Origin of the sequence: Trujillonella humicola (assembly GCF_046233715.1) — a bacterium.
Classification (GTDB): domain Bacteria; phylum Actinomycetota; class Actinomycetes; order Mycobacteriales; family Geodermatophilaceae; genus Trujillonella; species Trujillonella humicola.
Genome location: NZ_JBJNRJ010000018.1, coordinates 21,559 through 37,784, shown reverse-complemented (window position 1 = coordinate 37,784; position 16,226 = coordinate 21,559). Strand labels below are relative to the sequence as shown.

General features: G+C 74.9%; 16 protein-coding genes. All 16 read right to left on the bottom strand.

Features of this window, described 5'->3' with window-relative positions:
* Positions 1-35 precede the first annotated feature (35 nt).
* Complete coding sequence (locus tag ACK586_RS11610) at positions 36-2,495, bottom strand: RelA/SpoT family protein (RefSeq protein ID WP_409330635.1); 2,460 nt, start codon at positions 2,493-2,495, stop codon at positions 36-38.
* Positions 2,496-2,611: 116 nt separating this feature from the next.
* Positions 2,612-3,205 carry an adenine phosphoribosyltransferase gene (locus ACK586_RS11605; RefSeq protein WP_409330634.1) on the bottom strand — a complete coding sequence of 198 codons (594 nt, stop codon included), beginning with the start codon at positions 3,203-3,205 and terminating at the stop codon, positions 2,612-2,614.
* A complete protein-coding gene (gene secF, locus ACK586_RS11600; RefSeq protein ID WP_409330633.1) occupies positions 3,202-4,599 on the bottom strand; it encodes a protein translocase subunit SecF in 1,398 nt (465 codons plus the stop codon). Before secF ends, ACK586_RS11605 begins: the two co-directional genes overlap by 4 nt.
* Positions 4,596-6,317: a protein translocase subunit SecD gene (gene secD / locus ACK586_RS11595; RefSeq protein ID WP_409330632.1), complete on the bottom strand. Its 1,722-nt coding sequence runs from the start codon at positions 6,315-6,317 to the stop codon at positions 4,596-4,598. The genes secF and secD overlap by 4 nt, the downstream gene beginning before the upstream one ends.
* Before the next feature lie 7 nt (positions 6,318-6,324).
* Positions 6,325-6,678: a preprotein translocase subunit YajC gene (gene yajC / locus ACK586_RS11590; protein ID WP_409330631.1), complete on the bottom strand. Its 354-nt coding sequence runs from the start codon at positions 6,676-6,678 to the stop codon at positions 6,325-6,327.
* Between the two features lie 172 nt (positions 6,679-6,850).
* A complete protein-coding gene (ruvB, locus tag ACK586_RS11585; RefSeq protein ID WP_409330630.1) occupies positions 6,851-7,975 on the bottom strand; it encodes a Holliday junction branch migration DNA helicase RuvB in 1,125 nt (374 codons plus the stop codon).
* The gene (gene ruvA, locus ACK586_RS11580; protein WP_409330629.1) at positions 7,972-8,628 is read right to left on the bottom strand and encodes a Holliday junction branch migration protein RuvA; all 657 of its coding nucleotides are present in this window, start codon (positions 8,626-8,628) and stop codon (positions 7,972-7,974) included. Before ruvA ends, ruvB begins: the two co-directional genes overlap by 4 nt.
* Entirely contained in the window at positions 8,613-9,173 is a 561-nt protein-coding gene (gene ruvC, locus ACK586_RS11575) for a crossover junction endodeoxyribonuclease RuvC (RefSeq protein ID WP_409330628.1), read from the bottom strand. Before ruvC ends, ruvA begins: the two co-directional genes overlap by 16 nt.
* 130 nt (positions 9,174-9,303) lie before the next feature.
* Positions 9,304-10,053: a YebC/PmpR family DNA-binding transcriptional regulator gene (locus tag ACK586_RS11570; RefSeq protein WP_409330627.1), complete on the bottom strand. Its 750-nt coding sequence runs from the start codon at positions 10,051-10,053 to the stop codon at positions 9,304-9,306.
* Complete coding sequence (gene pdxT, locus ACK586_RS11565; protein ID WP_409330626.1) at positions 10,050-10,712, bottom strand: pyridoxal 5'-phosphate synthase glutaminase subunit PdxT; 663 nt, start codon at positions 10,710-10,712, stop codon at positions 10,050-10,052. Before pdxT ends, ACK586_RS11570 begins: the two co-directional genes overlap by 4 nt.
* Before the next feature lie 11 nt (positions 10,713-10,723).
* Positions 10,724-11,848 (bottom strand): heparan-alpha-glucosaminide N-acetyltransferase domain-containing protein, encoded by a 1,125-nt coding sequence (locus ACK586_RS11560; protein WP_409330625.1) that lies wholly within the window; start codon positions 11,846-11,848, stop codon positions 10,724-10,726.
* 19 nt (positions 11,849-11,867) lie between these two features.
* Positions 11,868-12,773 carry a pyridoxal 5'-phosphate synthase lyase subunit PdxS gene (pdxS, locus tag ACK586_RS11555; RefSeq protein WP_409330624.1) on the bottom strand — a complete coding sequence of 302 codons (906 nt, stop codon included), beginning with the start codon at positions 12,771-12,773 and terminating at the stop codon, positions 11,868-11,870.
* 65 nt (positions 12,774-12,838) lie between these two features.
* On the bottom strand, positions 12,839-13,378 hold the full coding sequence (locus ACK586_RS11550; protein WP_409330623.1) for a LemA family protein: 540 nt from the start codon (positions 13,376-13,378) through the stop codon (positions 12,839-12,841).
* A gap of 59 nt (positions 13,379-13,437) precedes the next feature.
* Complete coding sequence (locus ACK586_RS11545; protein WP_409330622.1) at positions 13,438-14,598, bottom strand: glycosyltransferase family 4 protein; 1,161 nt, start codon at positions 14,596-14,598, stop codon at positions 13,438-13,440.
* Positions 14,598-15,596 (bottom strand): phosphatidylinositol mannoside acyltransferase, encoded by a 999-nt coding sequence (locus tag ACK586_RS11540; RefSeq protein WP_409330621.1) that lies wholly within the window; start codon positions 15,594-15,596, stop codon positions 14,598-14,600. The genes ACK586_RS11545 and ACK586_RS11540 overlap by 1 nt, the downstream gene beginning before the upstream one ends.
* Positions 15,593-16,225 carry a phosphatidylinositol phosphate synthase gene (gene pgsA, locus ACK586_RS11535; protein ID WP_409330620.1) on the bottom strand — a complete coding sequence of 211 codons (633 nt, stop codon included), beginning with the start codon at positions 16,223-16,225 and terminating at the stop codon, positions 15,593-15,595. The genes ACK586_RS11540 and pgsA overlap by 4 nt, the downstream gene beginning before the upstream one ends.
* Position 16,226 lies beyond the last annotated feature (1 nt).

Genomic DNA, 16,226 nt, shown 5'->3' with positions numbered 1-16,226 from the left:
GTCCTGACCGGCTGACCCGATCAGGGCCACGCCGGTCAGGCGGTGACGCGCTCCACGTCGAAGACGCCGTCGACGTTGCGGACGGTCTGCAGCACCGCGCCCAGGTGGGCGGGGTCGGCGAGCTCGAAGGTGAAGCGGCTGATGGCGACGCGGTCGCGGCTGGTCTGCACCGAGGCGGACAGGATGTTGACCCGCTCGTCGGCCAGGGCCTTGGTGACGTCGGAGAGCAGCCGGTGCCGGTCGAGGGCCTCCACCTGGATGGCGACCAGGAACACCGAGCCGGGCTGGCTGGCCCACTCGACCTCGACCAGCCGCTCGGGCTTGCGCTGCAGGTCGGCGGCGTTGGTGCAGTCGGTGCGGTGCACGCTGACGCCGCCGCCGCGCGTGACGAAGCCGAGCACCTCGTCCCCGGGCACGGGGGTGCAGCACTTGGCGAGCTTGGCCCACACGTCGCTCATGCCGTGCACGACGATGCCGGGGTCGCCGCCGGTGCTGCGCCGGGGACCGACCCGGCGGGTGGGGATCGCCGTCTCGGCGATGTCCTCGACCGCTCCCTCGGTGCCGCCCAGCGCCGCGATGAGCTTCTCGACCACCGACGCGGCCGAGAGCTGGTTCTCCCCCACCGCGGCGTACAGCGCGGTGACGTCGGCGTACCGGAGGTCCTTGGCCAGCGTGGACAGCGCCTCACCGCCGAGCAGCCGCTGCAGCGGGAGGCCCGCCTTGCGCATCGCCCGCGTCAGCGCGTCCTTGCCGGCCTCGACGGCGTCCTCGCGGCGCTCCTTGGTGAACCACTGCCGGATCTTGGTGCGCGCCCGGGAGGACCCGACGAAGGTCAGCCAGTCCTTCGACGGGCCGGCGGTCGGTGACTTGGAGGTGAAGATCTCCACGACGTCGCCGTTGGTCAGCCGGCTGTCCAGCGAGACGAGGGCGCCGTTGACGCGGGCGCCGATGCACCGGTGGCCGACCTCGGTGTGCACGGCGTAGGCGAAGTCGACCGGGGTGGAGTCGCCCGGCAGGCTCACCACGTCGCCCTTGGGCGTGAAGACGAAGACCTCCTGCGGACCGAGGTCGTAGCGCAGCGTCTCCAGGAACTCCCCGGGCTCCTGCGCCTCGCGCTGCCAGTCCAGCAGCTGGCGCAGCCACAGCATGTCGTCGGGGGACCCCGCCTTGGACGCCCCGAACTCCCCCGCCGCCGGCCGGCCGCCGGCCCGGGCCTTCTCCTTGTACTTCCAGTGCGCGGCGATCCCGTACTCGGCGGTGCGGTGCATGTCGTGCGTGCGGATCTGCAGCTCGACCGGCTTGCCCTGCGGACCGATCACGGTCGTGTGCAGCGACTGGTACATGTTGAACTTCGGCATCGCCACGAAGTCCTTGAAGCGCCCCGGCACAGGCTGCCAGTGGGCGTGCATGATGCCCAGCGCCGCGTAGCAGTCGCGGACCGAGTCGACCAGGATCCGGATCCCGACCAGGTCCCAGATGTCGGTGAAGTCGCGGCCGCGCACGATCATCTTCTGGTAGATCGAGTAGTAGTGCTTGGGCCGGCCGGTGACCACGGCCTCGATGCCGGCGGCCTTGAGCTGGTCGGTCACCGAGGCGGCGACCTCGGCGAGGTAGGTGTCGCGCGACGGCGCCCGCTCGGCGACCAGTCGCACGATCTCGTCGTAGCGCTTGGGGTAGAGCGTCGCGAACGCGAGGTCCTCGAGCTCCCACTTGATGGTGTTCATGCCCAGCCGGTGGGCCAGCGGGGCGAGGATCTCCAGCGTCTCCCGCGCCTTCTTCTCCTGCTTCTCCGGCGGGAGGAAGCGCAGCGTGCGCATGTTGTGCAGCCGGTCGGCGAGCTTGATCACCAGGACCCGCGGGTCCCGGGACATCGCGACGATCATCTTGCGGATCGTCTCGGCCTGGGCGGCGTCGCCCAGCTTGACCTTGTCGATCTTAGTGACCCCGTCGACCAGGTGCGCGACCTCGGGCCCGAAGTCCTCCGTGATCGACTCCAGCGTGACACCGGTGTCCTCGACCGTGTCGTGCAGCAGGGCCGCGATGAGCGTCGTGGTGTCCATGCCCAGGCCGGCGAGGATGGTCGACACGGCCAGCGGGTGGGTGATGTAGGGGTCGCCGCTCTTGCGCTTCTGGCTGGCGTGCGCGGCCTCGGCGACGTCGTAGGCGCGCTGCAGGAGCGCCAGGTCGGCCTTGGGGTGGCTCTGGCGGTGCAGGGCGGCCAGCGGCTCGAGCACCGGGCGGACGACCGGACTGCGCTGCCCGGCGACGATCCGTCGGGCCAGCCGGTCGCGGACCCGGCGGCGTGGAGCCGCGGCGTCGTTCTCGGCGGGCGGCTCGGACCCCACGTCGTCGGGACGGCGCACCAGCGGCCGGGCCGGCAGCGGCGCGCGCTCGGCCGCCGGGGGACCGGGCGGCAGGGCGGCCGGCTCCGCGGCCGGCGGCACCCCTCCCGGACGCCCGGCAGCCACGTTGGTGGCGGCGGCGTCGGGGGCCACGGGAACTCCTGCGGGCTCGAGGAGGACGGACCCTCCCATGCTAGACGGGTGGCCCTCCGGTCCCGCGAACCGCCGGGCCGCAGCCCCGTCCGGTGGCGCCCGGCGCCGCCCGTGCCTCAGGCGGTCCAGAGGGAGTGCACGGTGTGCGGCGCCAGGACCTGGCGGCCACCGAGGTCGGCGAGCTCGACGACCACGGACACGGCGGTGACCACCCCGCCCAGCTCCTCCACCAGCCCGATGGCCGCGGACAGCGTGCCGCCCGTGGCGAGCACGTCGTCCACCACGAGCACCCGCTGACCCGGCGTGACGGAGTCGGTGTGCATCTCCAGCGTCGCCGACCCGTACTCCAGGTCGTAGCTGGCCGACACCCGGCCGCGGGGCAGCTTGCCGGCCTTGCGCACCGGCACCACCCCGACCCCGGCGTCGAGGGCGACCGCGGCGGCCAGCAGGAAGCCGCGCGCCTCGACCCCCACGACGACGTCGAAGCCGGGGTGCGCCCCGTCGCGGGCGGAGCTCAGCGCGGCGACCCGCGGGTCGACCGACGCCGCCGACGCCAACCCTCCGACGATACGGCGGAAAGCCGGCCCGTCGGCGAAGACCGGGGTCAGGTCGCGGAAGACGATCCCCGGCTCGGGGAAGTCGGGCACGTCCACCGCCAGCGAGGCGACCAGTTCGTCGAGGGGCTCCTGCGCCCCGGCCGGCTCCGTCACCGGCGCTTCCTGCCGCCACCACGGCGGCCGGCCGGCCGCTGCGGCCGTGCGCCGGGGCGCGGCGCCGCCGTGGCACCCGAGCGGGGCTCGGCCGGTCCCACCGAGGACGGCGACTCGACGACCACGTCGGCCCGGACCGGCCCGAGGTCCTCCTCGCGCGCCCCCGCGCCGACCGTGGCCTGCCGCCGGGCCGCCGGGGCGCGGCGGGCGCTGGCCACGGGCCCGCGCCCGGGGCCGGTGCCCCGGCCCGCCGCCTCGCGGGCGGCCGAGGCGCGCCGCGCGAGCACCCGCTTGCGCAGGGCCACCACCTCCGGCTCGCGCTCCTTGAGGTCGGCGACGATCGGGGTGGCCAGGAAGATCGACGAGTAGGTGCCCGCGGCCAGTCCGACGAAGAGCACGAGGGCGAGGTCCTTGAGGGTGCCGACCCCCAGCAGGCCCACGCCGACGAACAGCAGCCCGGCGACGGGCAGCAGGGCGATCACCGACGTGTTGATCGAGCGCATCAGGGTCTGGTTGACCGCCAGGTTCGCGGCCTCGCCCCAGGTCATGCGGGCGGACCGTTCCAGGTCTCGCACGTTCTCGTCGACCTTGTCGAAGACGACGACGGTGTCGTACAGCGAGAAGCCGAGGATCGTCAGGAAGCCGACCACCGTGGCCGGCGTCACCTCGAAGCCGATCAGCGAGTAGACGCCGGCGGTCAGCACGATGTCGTGCAGCAGCGCGGCGATCGCCCCGATGGCCATCTTCGGCTGGAACCTGATCGCGAGGAAGGCGATCACCGCCACCAGGAACACCACGAGGGCGACCAGCGCCTGCTGGGTGATGTCCGAGCCCCACTCCGCGCTCACCGCCTCGGGGCTGACCTGGTCCGCGTCGACCCCGGCCGCCTCGGCGACCGCCGCGACGACCGCGCGCTCGCCGTCGTTGTCCAGGCCCTCGGTGCGCAGCAGGATGGAGTTGCCGCCGACGACCTGGGCCGAGGCGACCTGCGCGCCGGTGTCCTCGGCGGCCTCGCGGACCTCGGTCAGCTGCTCGATGGTCCCGGGCAGCCGGAAGCTGTTGCCACCGGAGAAGTCGATGCCGAAGTTGAACCCGCGGAACGCGAGCGTGGCGATGCACAGCAGCACCACCACGGCGGTGATCCGGTAGATCAACCGGCTGCGCCCGACGACGTCCAGCCCCGCCTCGCCGTTGTAGAGCCGGTGGGCCAGCGAGGCGCGGCGCTGCGGCCGGCGCGGCGCGGCCGCGCCCTCCTGCGGGAGCCCGGCGTCGGCCAGCGCGTCGTCGTCGGCGGTAGCAGCCGCGTCGGCGGCCGCGGACGAGGCGTCCCGCCGCTCGTCGGCGTCCGTGCCGACCGCGATCTCCTCGTCGGGCCGGGACTCGTCGCGACTCATGTGAGGCTCCTGTCGATGGCGGTGCTGCCCGCGCCGGTCCCGGCACCGACCAGCTCGCGCTCGCCCGCGGCCGCGGAACGCGGGGCGCGGGGACGGTCGAGGCTGGCGCCCAGGCCCGACAAGCGGCTGCTGCCGAAGGACCGGAAGCGGGCGAGCACGACCATCAGCGGGTGGGTGAACAGGAAGACGACCACGAGGTCGAGGACGGTCGACATGCCCAGCGTGAACGCGAAGCCCTTCACGTCCCCGATGGCCAGCCAGTACAGGATGGCCGCCGCCAGGAAGCTGACCGCGTCGGCCGAGAGGATCGTCCGGCGCGCCCGGACCCAGGCCCGCGGCACGGCCGAGCGCAGCGCGCGGCCCTCGCGGATCTCGTCCTTGAGCCGTTCGAAGTAGACGACGAACGAGTCGGCGGTGATGCCGATCGACACGATGAACCCGGCGATCCCGGCGAGGCTGAGGGTGAAGCCGATCTGCCGGCCGAGCAGCACCAGGCAGCCGTAGACGACGACCGCCGACAGCAGGAGGCTGGCGATCATCACCAGCCCGAGCAGCCGGTAGTAGACCAGCGCGTACACGAAGACCAGCCCGACGCCGATGGCGCCCGCGATCAGCCCGGCCTGCAGCTGCTCCTCGCCCAGCTCGGTGGAGATCGACTGCGCGGTGGCCTGGGAGAAGGTCAGCGGCAGGGCGCCGTAGCGCAGCTGGTTGGCCAGCTCCTCGGCGCCGGCCTGGTCGAACTGCCCGGTGATCGTCGTCGGGTTGCTGGTGATGGCCGACTGGATGACCGGCGCGGACACGACCCGCTCGTCGAGCGTGAACGCCACCTGCTCCTGCTGGTGGGCGATCGTGTACTCGGCCCAGGTCTGCTCACCGTTGCCGTTGAAGTCCAGCAGCACGATCCACTCGCCGGTGCCCTGCTGCGTGCCGGCCCGCGCGTCCTCGATCTCGGTGCCCTCGATGATCGCCGGGCCCAGCAGGTACTTGCCCTGCCCGTCCTCGGTGCAGGCCGCGACGTAGGAGCCGGGATCGGCGGGCAGGACCGGCTCGTCCTGCGCATCGCAGCGCAGCGCGTCGTAGGCGGGTGCCGCCTCCTCGGCGCTCGCCGCGACCGCCGGCGTGGTCGGCTCCGCGGGATCGGCCGGGGGCGCCGAACCGTCGGTGGGCGCGGTGCCGTCGGTGGGCGCGGTGCCGTCGGTGGGCGCGGTGCCGTCGGTGGGCGCGGTGCCGTCGGTGGGCGCGGTGCCGTCGGTGGGCGCGGTGCCGTCGGCGGGCTCCGCCGGGGCGTCCGGAGCCGACCCGGTCACCGTGTTGTCCAGCGTCGAGCACAGGCCCGTGAGATCGGTCACCGACGGGCAGATCACCGGCCGGAACCTCAGCTGGGCGGTCTGGCCGAGCTCGCGGGCCTGCTCGCCGTCCTCCCCGGGGACCGAGATGACGATGTTCGTGTTGCCCTCGGTGACCACCGAGGCCTCGGCGACGCCCAGGCCGTTGACGCGCTGCTCGATGATCCGGCGGGCCAGCTCCAGGTCCTCCGGGTCGGGTGCACCCCCGCCGGGCGTCTGCGCCGACAACGTCACCGTGGTGCCACCGCGCAGGTCCAGCCCCAGCTGCGGGGTGCGGGTGTCGCCGGTGAAGAACACCAGGGCGTAGAGCCCGGCGACGATCAGCAGGAACGCGGCGAAGTACCGGCGCGCGGGGAGCTGGCGGTTGGCCACGGGAAGCTCAGCGGTTCTGGTCGGCGGGACCGCCGTCGACGATGCCCGGGGTGTCGTCGCCAGGGGTCGCACCGTCGGTGGAGGTGGCGTCGGAGCCGGCGGTCACCGGCTTGCGCACCTCGAGGATGGCCTGCAGCGCGAAGGTGACGACCACCCCCGGCGCGACCTCGACGTCCACGGTGGTGTCGGTCTTGCCCGACACCGTGCCGTGCATGCCGCTGGTCGTCATGACGGGCGTCCCCGGCTGCAGGGACTCCTGCATCTGCTGCTGCTGGGCCGCCATCCGCTTGCGCTGGCGCGCCGGCATCACGATGAGCAGCACGAAGGCCAGCGCGAGCAGGATCAGGGGAAAGAACTCCACGGCAGGGGTGCCTCTCTACCGCGCCGGGACTGCGCGCGGTCGGTGCGATCCGGGACGGGACCGCTCGGGTACGTCGGCTGTTCACATCACTGGGGCGCGCAGCGACCAGCCGTGGAGCGCACGGCCGGCCGGACCGTCTCCTCGGTCGAGTTGCGCGCCAGCGACAGGCAGTCTAGGCGTCGAAGAGCGGTTCGGGGTCCGGGCGCGGGGCCAACGTGACGGGTGAGCCGCTGCCGAGCGGGAGACCGCCGCGCGGGAGCGGCTGACCGAGGTGCCGCCAGGCCGCCTCCGTGGCCACCCGGCCCCGCGGCGTCCGCGCGAGCAGGCCGGCGCGGACGAGGAACGGCTCGCACACCTCCTCGACGGTGTGCGACTCCTCTCCGACCGCGACCGCCAGGGTGGAGACGCCGACCGGCCCGCCGCCGAAGCGCACGACCAGCGCCTCGAGCACCGCACGGTCGAGCCGGTCCAGCCCGAGGTCGTCGACGTCGTAGAGGGCCAGCGCCGCCCGTGCGACCGCGAGGGTCACCCGGCCGTCGGCCTCCACCTCGGCGTAGTCGCGCACCCGGCGGAGCAGCCGGTTGGCGATCCGCGGGGTGCCCCGCGAGCGGCCGGCGATCTCCGCCGACCCGTCGGGGGTCAGCTCCACGCCGAGCAGCTCGGCGCTGCGGGCCAGCACCTGCTGCAGCTCGGCCGGCTCGTAGAACTCCATCTGGCCGACGAAGCCGAAGCGGTCGCGCAGCGGCCCGGTCAGCAGCCCGGCCCGCGTGGTGGCGCCGACCAGCGTGAAGGGGTTGATGTCCAGCGGGATGGCGGTGGCGCCGGGCCCCTTGCCGACGACGACGTCGACCCGGAAGTCCTCCATCGCCATGTACAGCAGTTCCTCGGCCGGCCGGGCGATGCGGTGGATCTCGTCGATGAACAGCACGTCACCGGGGCCGAGGTTGGACAGCATCGCCGCCAGGTCGCCGGACCGCTCGATGGCCGGCCCGCTGGTGATCTTCACCGAGGTGCCCAGCTCCGAGCCGATGATGAGCGCGAGGCTGGTCTTGCCCAGCCCGGGCGGACCGGACAGCAGCACGTGGTCCGGCGGCCGGCCGCGGCGCTTGGCTCCCTCGAGCACCAGGGCCAGCTGGCGGGCGACCTTCGGCTGGCCGATGAAGTCGTGCAGCGAGTGCGGGCGCAGCGCCGACTCGACGACGCGCTCCTCCTCGCCGGCCTGCGGGGACACGGCGAACTGGCGGCCGAGGTCGTCGTCGACCTCGGCGGGCAGCCCCCGGTCGAACGGCGCGCTCACGACCGCCCCAGGAGCTGGATGGCCTGCCGGAGCAGGGCGGCGATCTGCACGCCGCCGTTCTCCTGCTGCTCCTCGGCGACCGGGGCGAGAGCGGCGAGCGCCGTCTCGGCCTCCTTGCCCGACCAGCCCAGGCCCACCAGAGCCGCGGTGAGCTGGTCACGCCAGGGGGCGATCGGCGTCAGCGGCACCGTGCCCGCCGGCAGGGCGGGGCCGTCGAGCGACGTGTCGGTCGCGGTGGTGCCGAGCCGGTCGCGCAGCTCCAGGATCAACCGCTCGGCGCCCTTCTTGCCGATCCCGGGCACCTGCATGAGCGCCTTCACGTCGGCCATCGACACGGCGCGGCGCACCTCCCGGGGCGGGTGGATCGCCAGCACCGCCTGGGCCAGCCGCGGCCCCACCCCGTTGGCGGTCTGCAGCAGCTCGAACAGCTGCCGCTCGTCGTCGTCGGCGAAGCCGTAGAGGGTGAGCGAGTCCTCGCGGACGACGAGGCTGGTCGACAGCCGCGCGCTCTCCCCCACCTGCAGCCGGGCGATGGTGCCCGGCGTGCACTGCACGGCCAGGCCCACGCCGCCGACCTCCACCACGGCGCCGTCCGGCGACACCGCCGCCACCCGGCCGTGCACGCTCGCGATCACGGTCAGACCCCCTGCCAACGCGGGAGCGTCCGCGGTCGGACGCCCGCTCCGATTCCTCCGGCGAGGGCTGCGACGCGCAGCCGGTGCTGCGCGGGGCCCCGCCACACGTGGCAGACGGCCAGGGCCAGGGCGTCGGCCGCGTCGGCCGGCTTCGGCGCGGCGGCCAGCCCGAGCACCCGGGTCACCATGAGTGCGACCTGCTCCTTGTCGGCCCGGCCGCTGCCGGAGATCGCGGCCTTGACCTCGCTCGGCGTGTGCCAGGCGACCGGCCGGTCGGCCTGGGCCGCGGCCAGCGCCGCCACCCCGGCCGCCTGCGCGGTGCCGGTGGCCGTGCCCTTGTTGTTCTGGGTGAAGACCCGCTCGATGGCCACCACGTCGGGCCGGTGCTCGCGCAGCAGCGCGGTGACGGCCGTGTGCAGCTCCAGCAGGCGCAGCTCCAGCTCCAGCTCCGGCGAGCTGCGGACCACTCCCACGCCGACCGCGACCGGCCGGGCGCCGGGGCGGCCGTCGACGACGCCCCACCCGCACCGGGTGAGGCCGGGATCGATGCCCAGCACCCGCATGGAGCCTCCTGACCACTGCCGAACTGGTGTTCGACCGAGGCTAGCCGGTGCGGCCGACGACCAGCGCCGCAACACACCGATGACCGGCTCGCAGGGGCCCGCGCCGAGCGTGCGAGGCGGGAGGGGGGTCCTAGATTCTCTCGAGCACCTCGTCGGAGACGTCGTAGTTCGCGTACACGTTCTGTACGTCGTCGCAGTCCTCGAGCGCGTCGACGAGCCGGAAGACCTTGCCCGCGGTCTCCTCGTCCAGCTCGACGCTCACGCTGGGCACGAACCCGGCGTCGGCGGAGTCGTAGTCGATCCCGGCGTCCTGCAGCGCACTGCGCACGGCGACCAGGTCGCCGGGCTCGCAGACGACCTCGAAGGAGTCGCCCTGGTCGCGGACCTCCTCGGCGCCGGCGTCGAGCACGGCCATGAGGACCGAGTCCTCGTCGACCCCCTCGGCCGCCGGCACGACGATGACGCCCTTGCGGGAGAACAGGTAGGCCACCGAGCCCGGGTCGGCCATCGACCCGCCGTTGCGGGTCATGGCCGTGCGCACCTCCATGGCCGACCGGTTCTTGTTGTCGGTGAGGCACTCGATGAGGACGGCGACCCCGCCGGGCGCGTAGCCCTCGTAGGTGATGCCCTGGTAGTCGACGCCGCCGGCCTCCGCGCCGGACCCGCGCTTGACCGCGCGGTCGATGTTGTCGTTGGGCACCGAGCTCTTCTTCGCCTTCTGGATGGCGTCGAACAGCGTCGGGTTGCCGGCCGGGTCTCCGCCGCCGGTGCGGGCGGCGACCTCGATGTTCTTGATCAGCTTCGCGAAGAGCTTGCCCCGCTTGGCGTCGATCCCGGCCTTCTTGTGCTTCGTGGTCGCCCACTTGGAATGGCCGCTCATGGCGGTGGTCTCCTCTCCTCCCCGGCGACGGCGCCGGACCTGCGCTCCCGGGCACTGCGCACGATCTCGACGAACAGCGCGTGCACCCGGCGGTCCCCGGTCAGCTCGGGGTGGAAGCTGGTGGCCAGGAGGTCCCCCTGGCGAACCGCCACGATCTTACCGTCGCCCGGTCCGCCGACGACCCGGCCGAGCACCTCGACGCCCGCCCCGGCCTCCTCCACCCACGGTGCGCGGATGAAGACGGCGGGCACCGGCGGTCCGTCCAGGCCGGTGCCGGTGAGCTGCACGCGGGACTCGAAGGAGTCGACCTGCCGGCCGAAGGCGTTGCGCCGCACGGTCACGTCCAGCCCGCCGACCGTCTCCTGACCGGGCGGCGCGTCGAGCAGCCGGTCGGCCAGCAGGATCATCCCGGCGCAGGAGCCGTACGCGGGCAGCCCGGACCGGACGGCGTCCCGCAGCGGGCCGAGGACGCCGAAGCGGGTGGCGAGCTTGGCGATGGTCGTCGACTCCCCGCCCGGGATCACCAGCCCGTCGACCCCGGCGAGCTCCTCGGGCCGCCGCACCGGCACCGCGGGGACGCCCTCGGCGGCCAGCGCGGCGAGGTGCTCGCGGACGTCTCCCTGCAGGGCCAGCACGCCCACGACCGGTCCTCCACGCACGGCCGGCCAATCTACGGCGCGGGCGGCACCGCCCCGCGGGCAGCCGCCCCACCCGCCCGCGGCGGGCGCGCCGCGGCGCGCGAGCTCCGGGCGAGCACCCACTCGAGCGGGCCGCGGCCGACTAGCGTCCGCCACAGGGTCGCCGCGACCAGCGCGACGGCGCAGAAGCGCAGCCACAGGCCGGTCCCGGCGGGGAAGCCGGGGTCGATCAGCGCGATCGCCACCAGGTGCGCGGCGTACACGGAGAGGGCCAGGGCGCCGACGGAGGCGACCGGCCGGACCAGCCACGGCGCGCCGTCGGCCAGCGCCAGGCACAGCCCCAGCACGGCCAGCGCCACGCCGGTGGAGCCCACGACCTCGAACGTCGTCCCGCCGTGCGGCGCCGCGCCGCTGAGCCACGCCGGGTCGAGCTCCCCGACGTGCCGGTACCCCTCGCCGATGCGGTCGGAGGCCCGGCCGCCGGCCCAGGTGCGCGTGGTCAGCCACCCGCCCGCGTAGCCGAGCACGGCCAGCGCCGCGCCGGCGCCCACCAGGCCGGCCCGCGTCCGTGCCGCGCGCAGGTCGAGCCGCCCGACGGCGAGCCCCACCAGGACGAACGTCCACCAGATCAGCGCCGGGTAGAAGCCGGTGACGACGAGCCGGGCGAACGGCAGGTCCGTCCCGCCGCGCTCGGTGACCAGCTGCCCGGCGACGAGGTCCACGACGGGGGCGACGACGGCGAGCACCGCGGCGAGGACGAGCAGCCGGCCGGGTGGCCAGCGGAGGAAGGGCACGGCGAGCACGAACAGGACGGCGTAGACCCCGAGGATCACCGCGACGAACGTGCCGAGCAGCTCCAGCAGACCGCCGATCAGGAAGATCCACGCGGCCCGCACGAGCACGCGCACCCGCGCCCGGACCAGCTCCTCCCCCGCCGCCGGCTCCCGCCCGCCGGAGAGCAGGGCGATCGACACCCCGGCGAGGACGGCGAAGAGGACCGCCGAGCGCCCGTCGACCACGGCCGGCCACGTCGACGGGGCCCAGTCCAGCTCCGCGTCGCGCCCGATGCCCATGTGGGCGCCGAACATGCCCAGGACCGCGACGCCACGGGCGAGGTCCACACCGCCGATCCGGCCGCCGGCGGCCGCAGGGCTCACCGAGCCGCGGCGGGCCGGCTCACCAGCCGCGGGTGGCGAACCGCTCGGACTCCGGCAGCGTGGTCACGTTGATGCCGACCATCGCCTCGCCCAGGCCGCGGGAGACCTTGGCGATCACATCGGGGTCGTCGTGGAAGGTGGTGGCCTGCACGATCGCGGCGGCGCGCTGGGCGGGGTCGCCGGACTTGAAGATGCCCGAGCCGACGAACACCCCCTGGGCGCCCAGCTGCATCATCATCGCCGCGTCGGCGGGGGTGGCGATGCCGCCGGCGGTGAACAGCACGACCGGCAGCGCGCCGGTCCGGGCGACCTCGGCCACCAGGTCGTGCGGGGCGCGCAGCTCCTTGGCGGCGACGAACAGCTCGGTCTCGTCGAGGGTCGTCAGCCGGCGGATGCCGGCGCGGATGGCCCGCATGTGCCGCACGGCCTCGACGACGTTGCCGGTGCCGGCCTCGCCCTTGGAGCGGATCATCGCCGCGCCCTCGGCGATGCGGCGCAGCGCCTCGCCCAGGTCGGTGGCCCCGCACACGAACGGCACGGTGAACGCGTGCTTGTCGATGTGGTGCGCCTCGTCGGCGGGGGTGAGCACCTCGGACTCGTCGACGTAGTCCACGCCCAGGCTCTGCAGCACCTGCGCCTCGACGAAGTGCCCGATCCGCGCCTTGGCCATCACCGGGATCGAGACCGCCGAGACGATCCCCTCGATCATGTCCGGGTCGCTCATCCGCGCGATCCCGCCCTGCGCGCGGATGTCGGCGGGCACCCGCTCCAGCGCCATGACGGCGACCGCGCCGGCGTCCTCGGCGATCTTCGCCTGCTCGGGGGTGACGACGTCCATGATGACGCCCCCCTTGAGCTGCTCGGCCATGCCGCGCTTGACCGCGGTCGTGCCGGTGGCCGGGGTGGGTCGGTCGGACGTCGACATGGAAGTGGCCTCGCAGCAGATCGGGGGTCGGTCCCTCGGTGGACCCCCTCCATCGTACGGAGCGGTCAGGGGCGCCGGTGCCCGGCGGTGCGCACCAGCTCGCCGTAGCTGTCGTCGATGTCGAAGTAGCGCGGCAGCGGGCGACGGGCGTGCAGCCGCAGGAGCCGGGGGAACCGGCGGCCGCGCAGCTCCCGGGTGTCGCGGACCGCGTCGTTGTAGAAGCGTCGGGCCAGGGCGACCCGCTGCGCGGTACCGGCGAGGTCGGCGGCCAGCGCCTTCTCCGTCGCGGGCAGCTCCTGCACCAGCCCGCGCAGCTCCCGGCCGAGCAGGTTCTCCGCCTGCTCGCGGTCCGGCGTCCAGGGCAGCCGGGCACCGTCGGCGGCCCGCGCCAGGCGGCCGGCGCGCTCGGGCTCGAGGGCCGCGGCGCCGCCGCGCGCGATCTCGGCGGCCAGGGCCGCCCGCCGCCGCAGCTGGGTCTCCAGCGCCGTGCGCGCGCGGTCCACGCGTCCCTCCAGGCGGCGCAGCCGGGTGAGGGTCCACACGGTCCAGGCGACGAGCAGCGCGACGACGACGCCGGCGACGACCGTCCAGACGGAGAGACCCACGGCCGGAGGCTAGCGCCGCACGCGCCGCCGCAGGGGCTGCCGGCCCGGCCCGCCCCCGGTCAGCCCGACACCCCGGCGTCGTCGTCGGTGGCGGTCACCGCTGCACCGTCGGGCAGCACGACGGTCTCGTAGACAGCCAGCACGCGCCGGGCGACGACCGACCAGTCGTAGCCCCGGGCCGCCGCCCGGCCGCGCTCCGACAGCTCCGCGCGCCGGGCCGGGTCGGCCAGCAGGTCCCCGAGCGCGGCCGCCAGCGCGGTCGCGTCGCCGCGGCGGACCAGGTCGCCCACGGCGCCGTCCTCCAGGACCGCGGCGAAGGCGTCGAGGTCGCTGGCGACGATCGGCGCCCCGGCCGCCAGCGCCTCGATGAGGATGATCCCGAAGGACTCCCCCAGCAGGTTGGGCGCGCAGTACACGTCGACCGACCGCAGGAAGGCCGCCTTGTCCGCCTCCGGCAGCTCGCCGAGCAGCTCGACGTGCGGCCGCAGGTCCGGCGCGATCGACGCGCGCAGCGCGTCGGGGTTGCCGCGGCCGGCGATGAGCAGGCGGGCGGCCGGGTGGCGCCGGACGACGTCGCGCATCGCCTCGAGCAGCACCGGCAGCCCCTTGCGGGGTTCGTCGTAGCGGCCGAGGAAGCCGATGGTCGGGTTCGCGGAGCCGCGGCTGCGGCCGGGCAGCTCCGGGCCCTCGGCGAAGACGGCGACGTGCACGCCGTTGGGGATGACGACGGCGTCGCCGCCGAGGTGCTCGACCTGCAGCCGGCGGGCGAAGTCGGAGACGGCGATCCGGCCGCTGATCCGCTCCAGCCAGGGGCGGATCACCGGGCCCCAGGCGACGAGCCACTTGGACCGCACGGTCGCCGCGTGGAACGTCGCCACGATGGGGCCCTCGGCGAGGATGAGCACGAGCAGCCCGATCGAGGGCGGCGCCGGGTCGTGCACGTGGACGACGTCGAAGCGGCCCTCGCGCAGCCAGCGGCGCACCCGCGCGGCCGAGATCGGGCCGAACTGCACGCTGGCCATCGACCCGTTGTAGGGGATCGGGACCGTCCGCCCGGCGAAGGTGACGTGCTCGGCGGGCAGCGACTCCTCGTGCTCGGCCGGCGTCAGCACCTCGACGTGGTGGCCCAGCTCGCGCAGGGTCTCGGCGAGGTCGCGCACGTGGTACTGGACGCCGCCGGGACGGTCCCAGTGGTAGGGGCAGACCAGCCCGATCCGCATCAGGCGCGCTCCGGCCGGTCCGCGGCGGCAGGGTCCGGCGGTACGTCGGGCCAGATCCGCGCCAGCATGTGCCAGTCCTCGGGGTACCGGGCGAGGGTGCCCCCGAACGCGTCGGCGACCTGCTGGGTCGCCGCGTGCACCCGGTCGCGCAGCCGCCCGCCGCCGTCGAGGGGCACCTCGGGGTGGAACACCACCCGCCATCCGCGGGCGGTGAACGAGGGGACGGCGGGGACGAGCGCCGCGCCGGTCTGGGCCGCGAGCAGCGCGGGGCCGCTGGGCATCGTGGTCGGCCGCCCGGCGAAGGTCACCGGCACGCCGGGCCGGCCGAGGTCCCGGTCGCAGAGCAGGCAGACCGCGCCGCCCCCGTCCAGCCACTCCCGGAGCACGGTGCCGCTGGGCTGCGGGTCGCCGGTGAGCGGCACGACCCGCATGCCCAGCGACTCGCGGAAGGCGACGAAGCGCCGGTAGAGCGACTCCGGCCGCAGCCGCTCGGCGACGGTCAGGAACGGCCCGCCCAGGTACTCGATGAACCAGACCCCGGCGGCGTCCCAGTTCCCGCTGTGCGGCAGGGCGGCGACCACCGGCCGGCCGGCCGCCCGGGCCCGGTCCATGTGCTCACGGCCCTCGGTCACGGTGTCCCGGACGATGCGTGCGGGATCCAGCCGCGGCAGCCGGAAGGCCTCCTGCCAGTACCGGCCGTAGGAGCGCATCGCCCGGCGGGTCAGCGCGTCGAGCGCCGCCTCGTCCAGACCGCCGGCGGCGGTGACCGCCCGCAGGTTGGCGCGCAGCTGGCGGACCCCGCGCCCGTCGCGGCGGGCCACCCGGTCGAAGGCGGCAACGAAGCCGGCGCGGGCCACCGGCTCGGGCAGCGCCTTGACCGCGCCCCACCCGGCGGCGAAGCCCAGGTCAGTGAGCCGGGCGGTGACCCGCTCCCGCACCCCGGCGGGCGGAGCACCCTCGGCGACCGGGACGGCGGCCTCCCGCGGCTGTGCCGTCACGGCGCCGTCGGGGCGCTGGGCAGCCGCCGCCCCCGGGCCTGGCGGTGCACCTCCACGCCCCGCTGCACGACGGTGACGAGGCTGCCCGCCAGCAGCAGCCACAGCCCGACGTGGACCGCGTACGGCACACCGAGCCCGTACAGCCCGGTGCCGGTCAGGACCAGGATGAGGCGCTCGGTGCGCTCCACGATCCCGACGTCGCAGCGCAGGCCCACGCCCTCGGCACGTGCCTTGACGTAGCTGGTCAGCACCGACAGGACGAGGCAGAGCAGCGCGAGCAGGGCCAGCAGCCGGTTGTCCCCCGCGCCGGTGAACCACCACACCAGCGCGCCGAACACCGCGGCGTCGACCAGCCGGTCGAGGCTGGAGTCGAGCACCGCGCCGAACACCGAGCCGCCGCCGCGGGCGCGGGCCAGCGCGCCGTCGAGCATGTCGAGCAGCACGAACACGGTCACGGTGAACACGCCCCAGAACAGGTGGCCGGTCGCGAGGAGACCGAGCGCGCCGGCGACCGCCCCCAGGGTGCCGGTCACCGTCACCGCGTCGGCGGTGACCCCCGCGCGCAGGAGCGTGGCGACCACCGGCGCCCAGAGCCGCCCGACGGCTGCCCGGGCTCCCGAGCCGAGCACC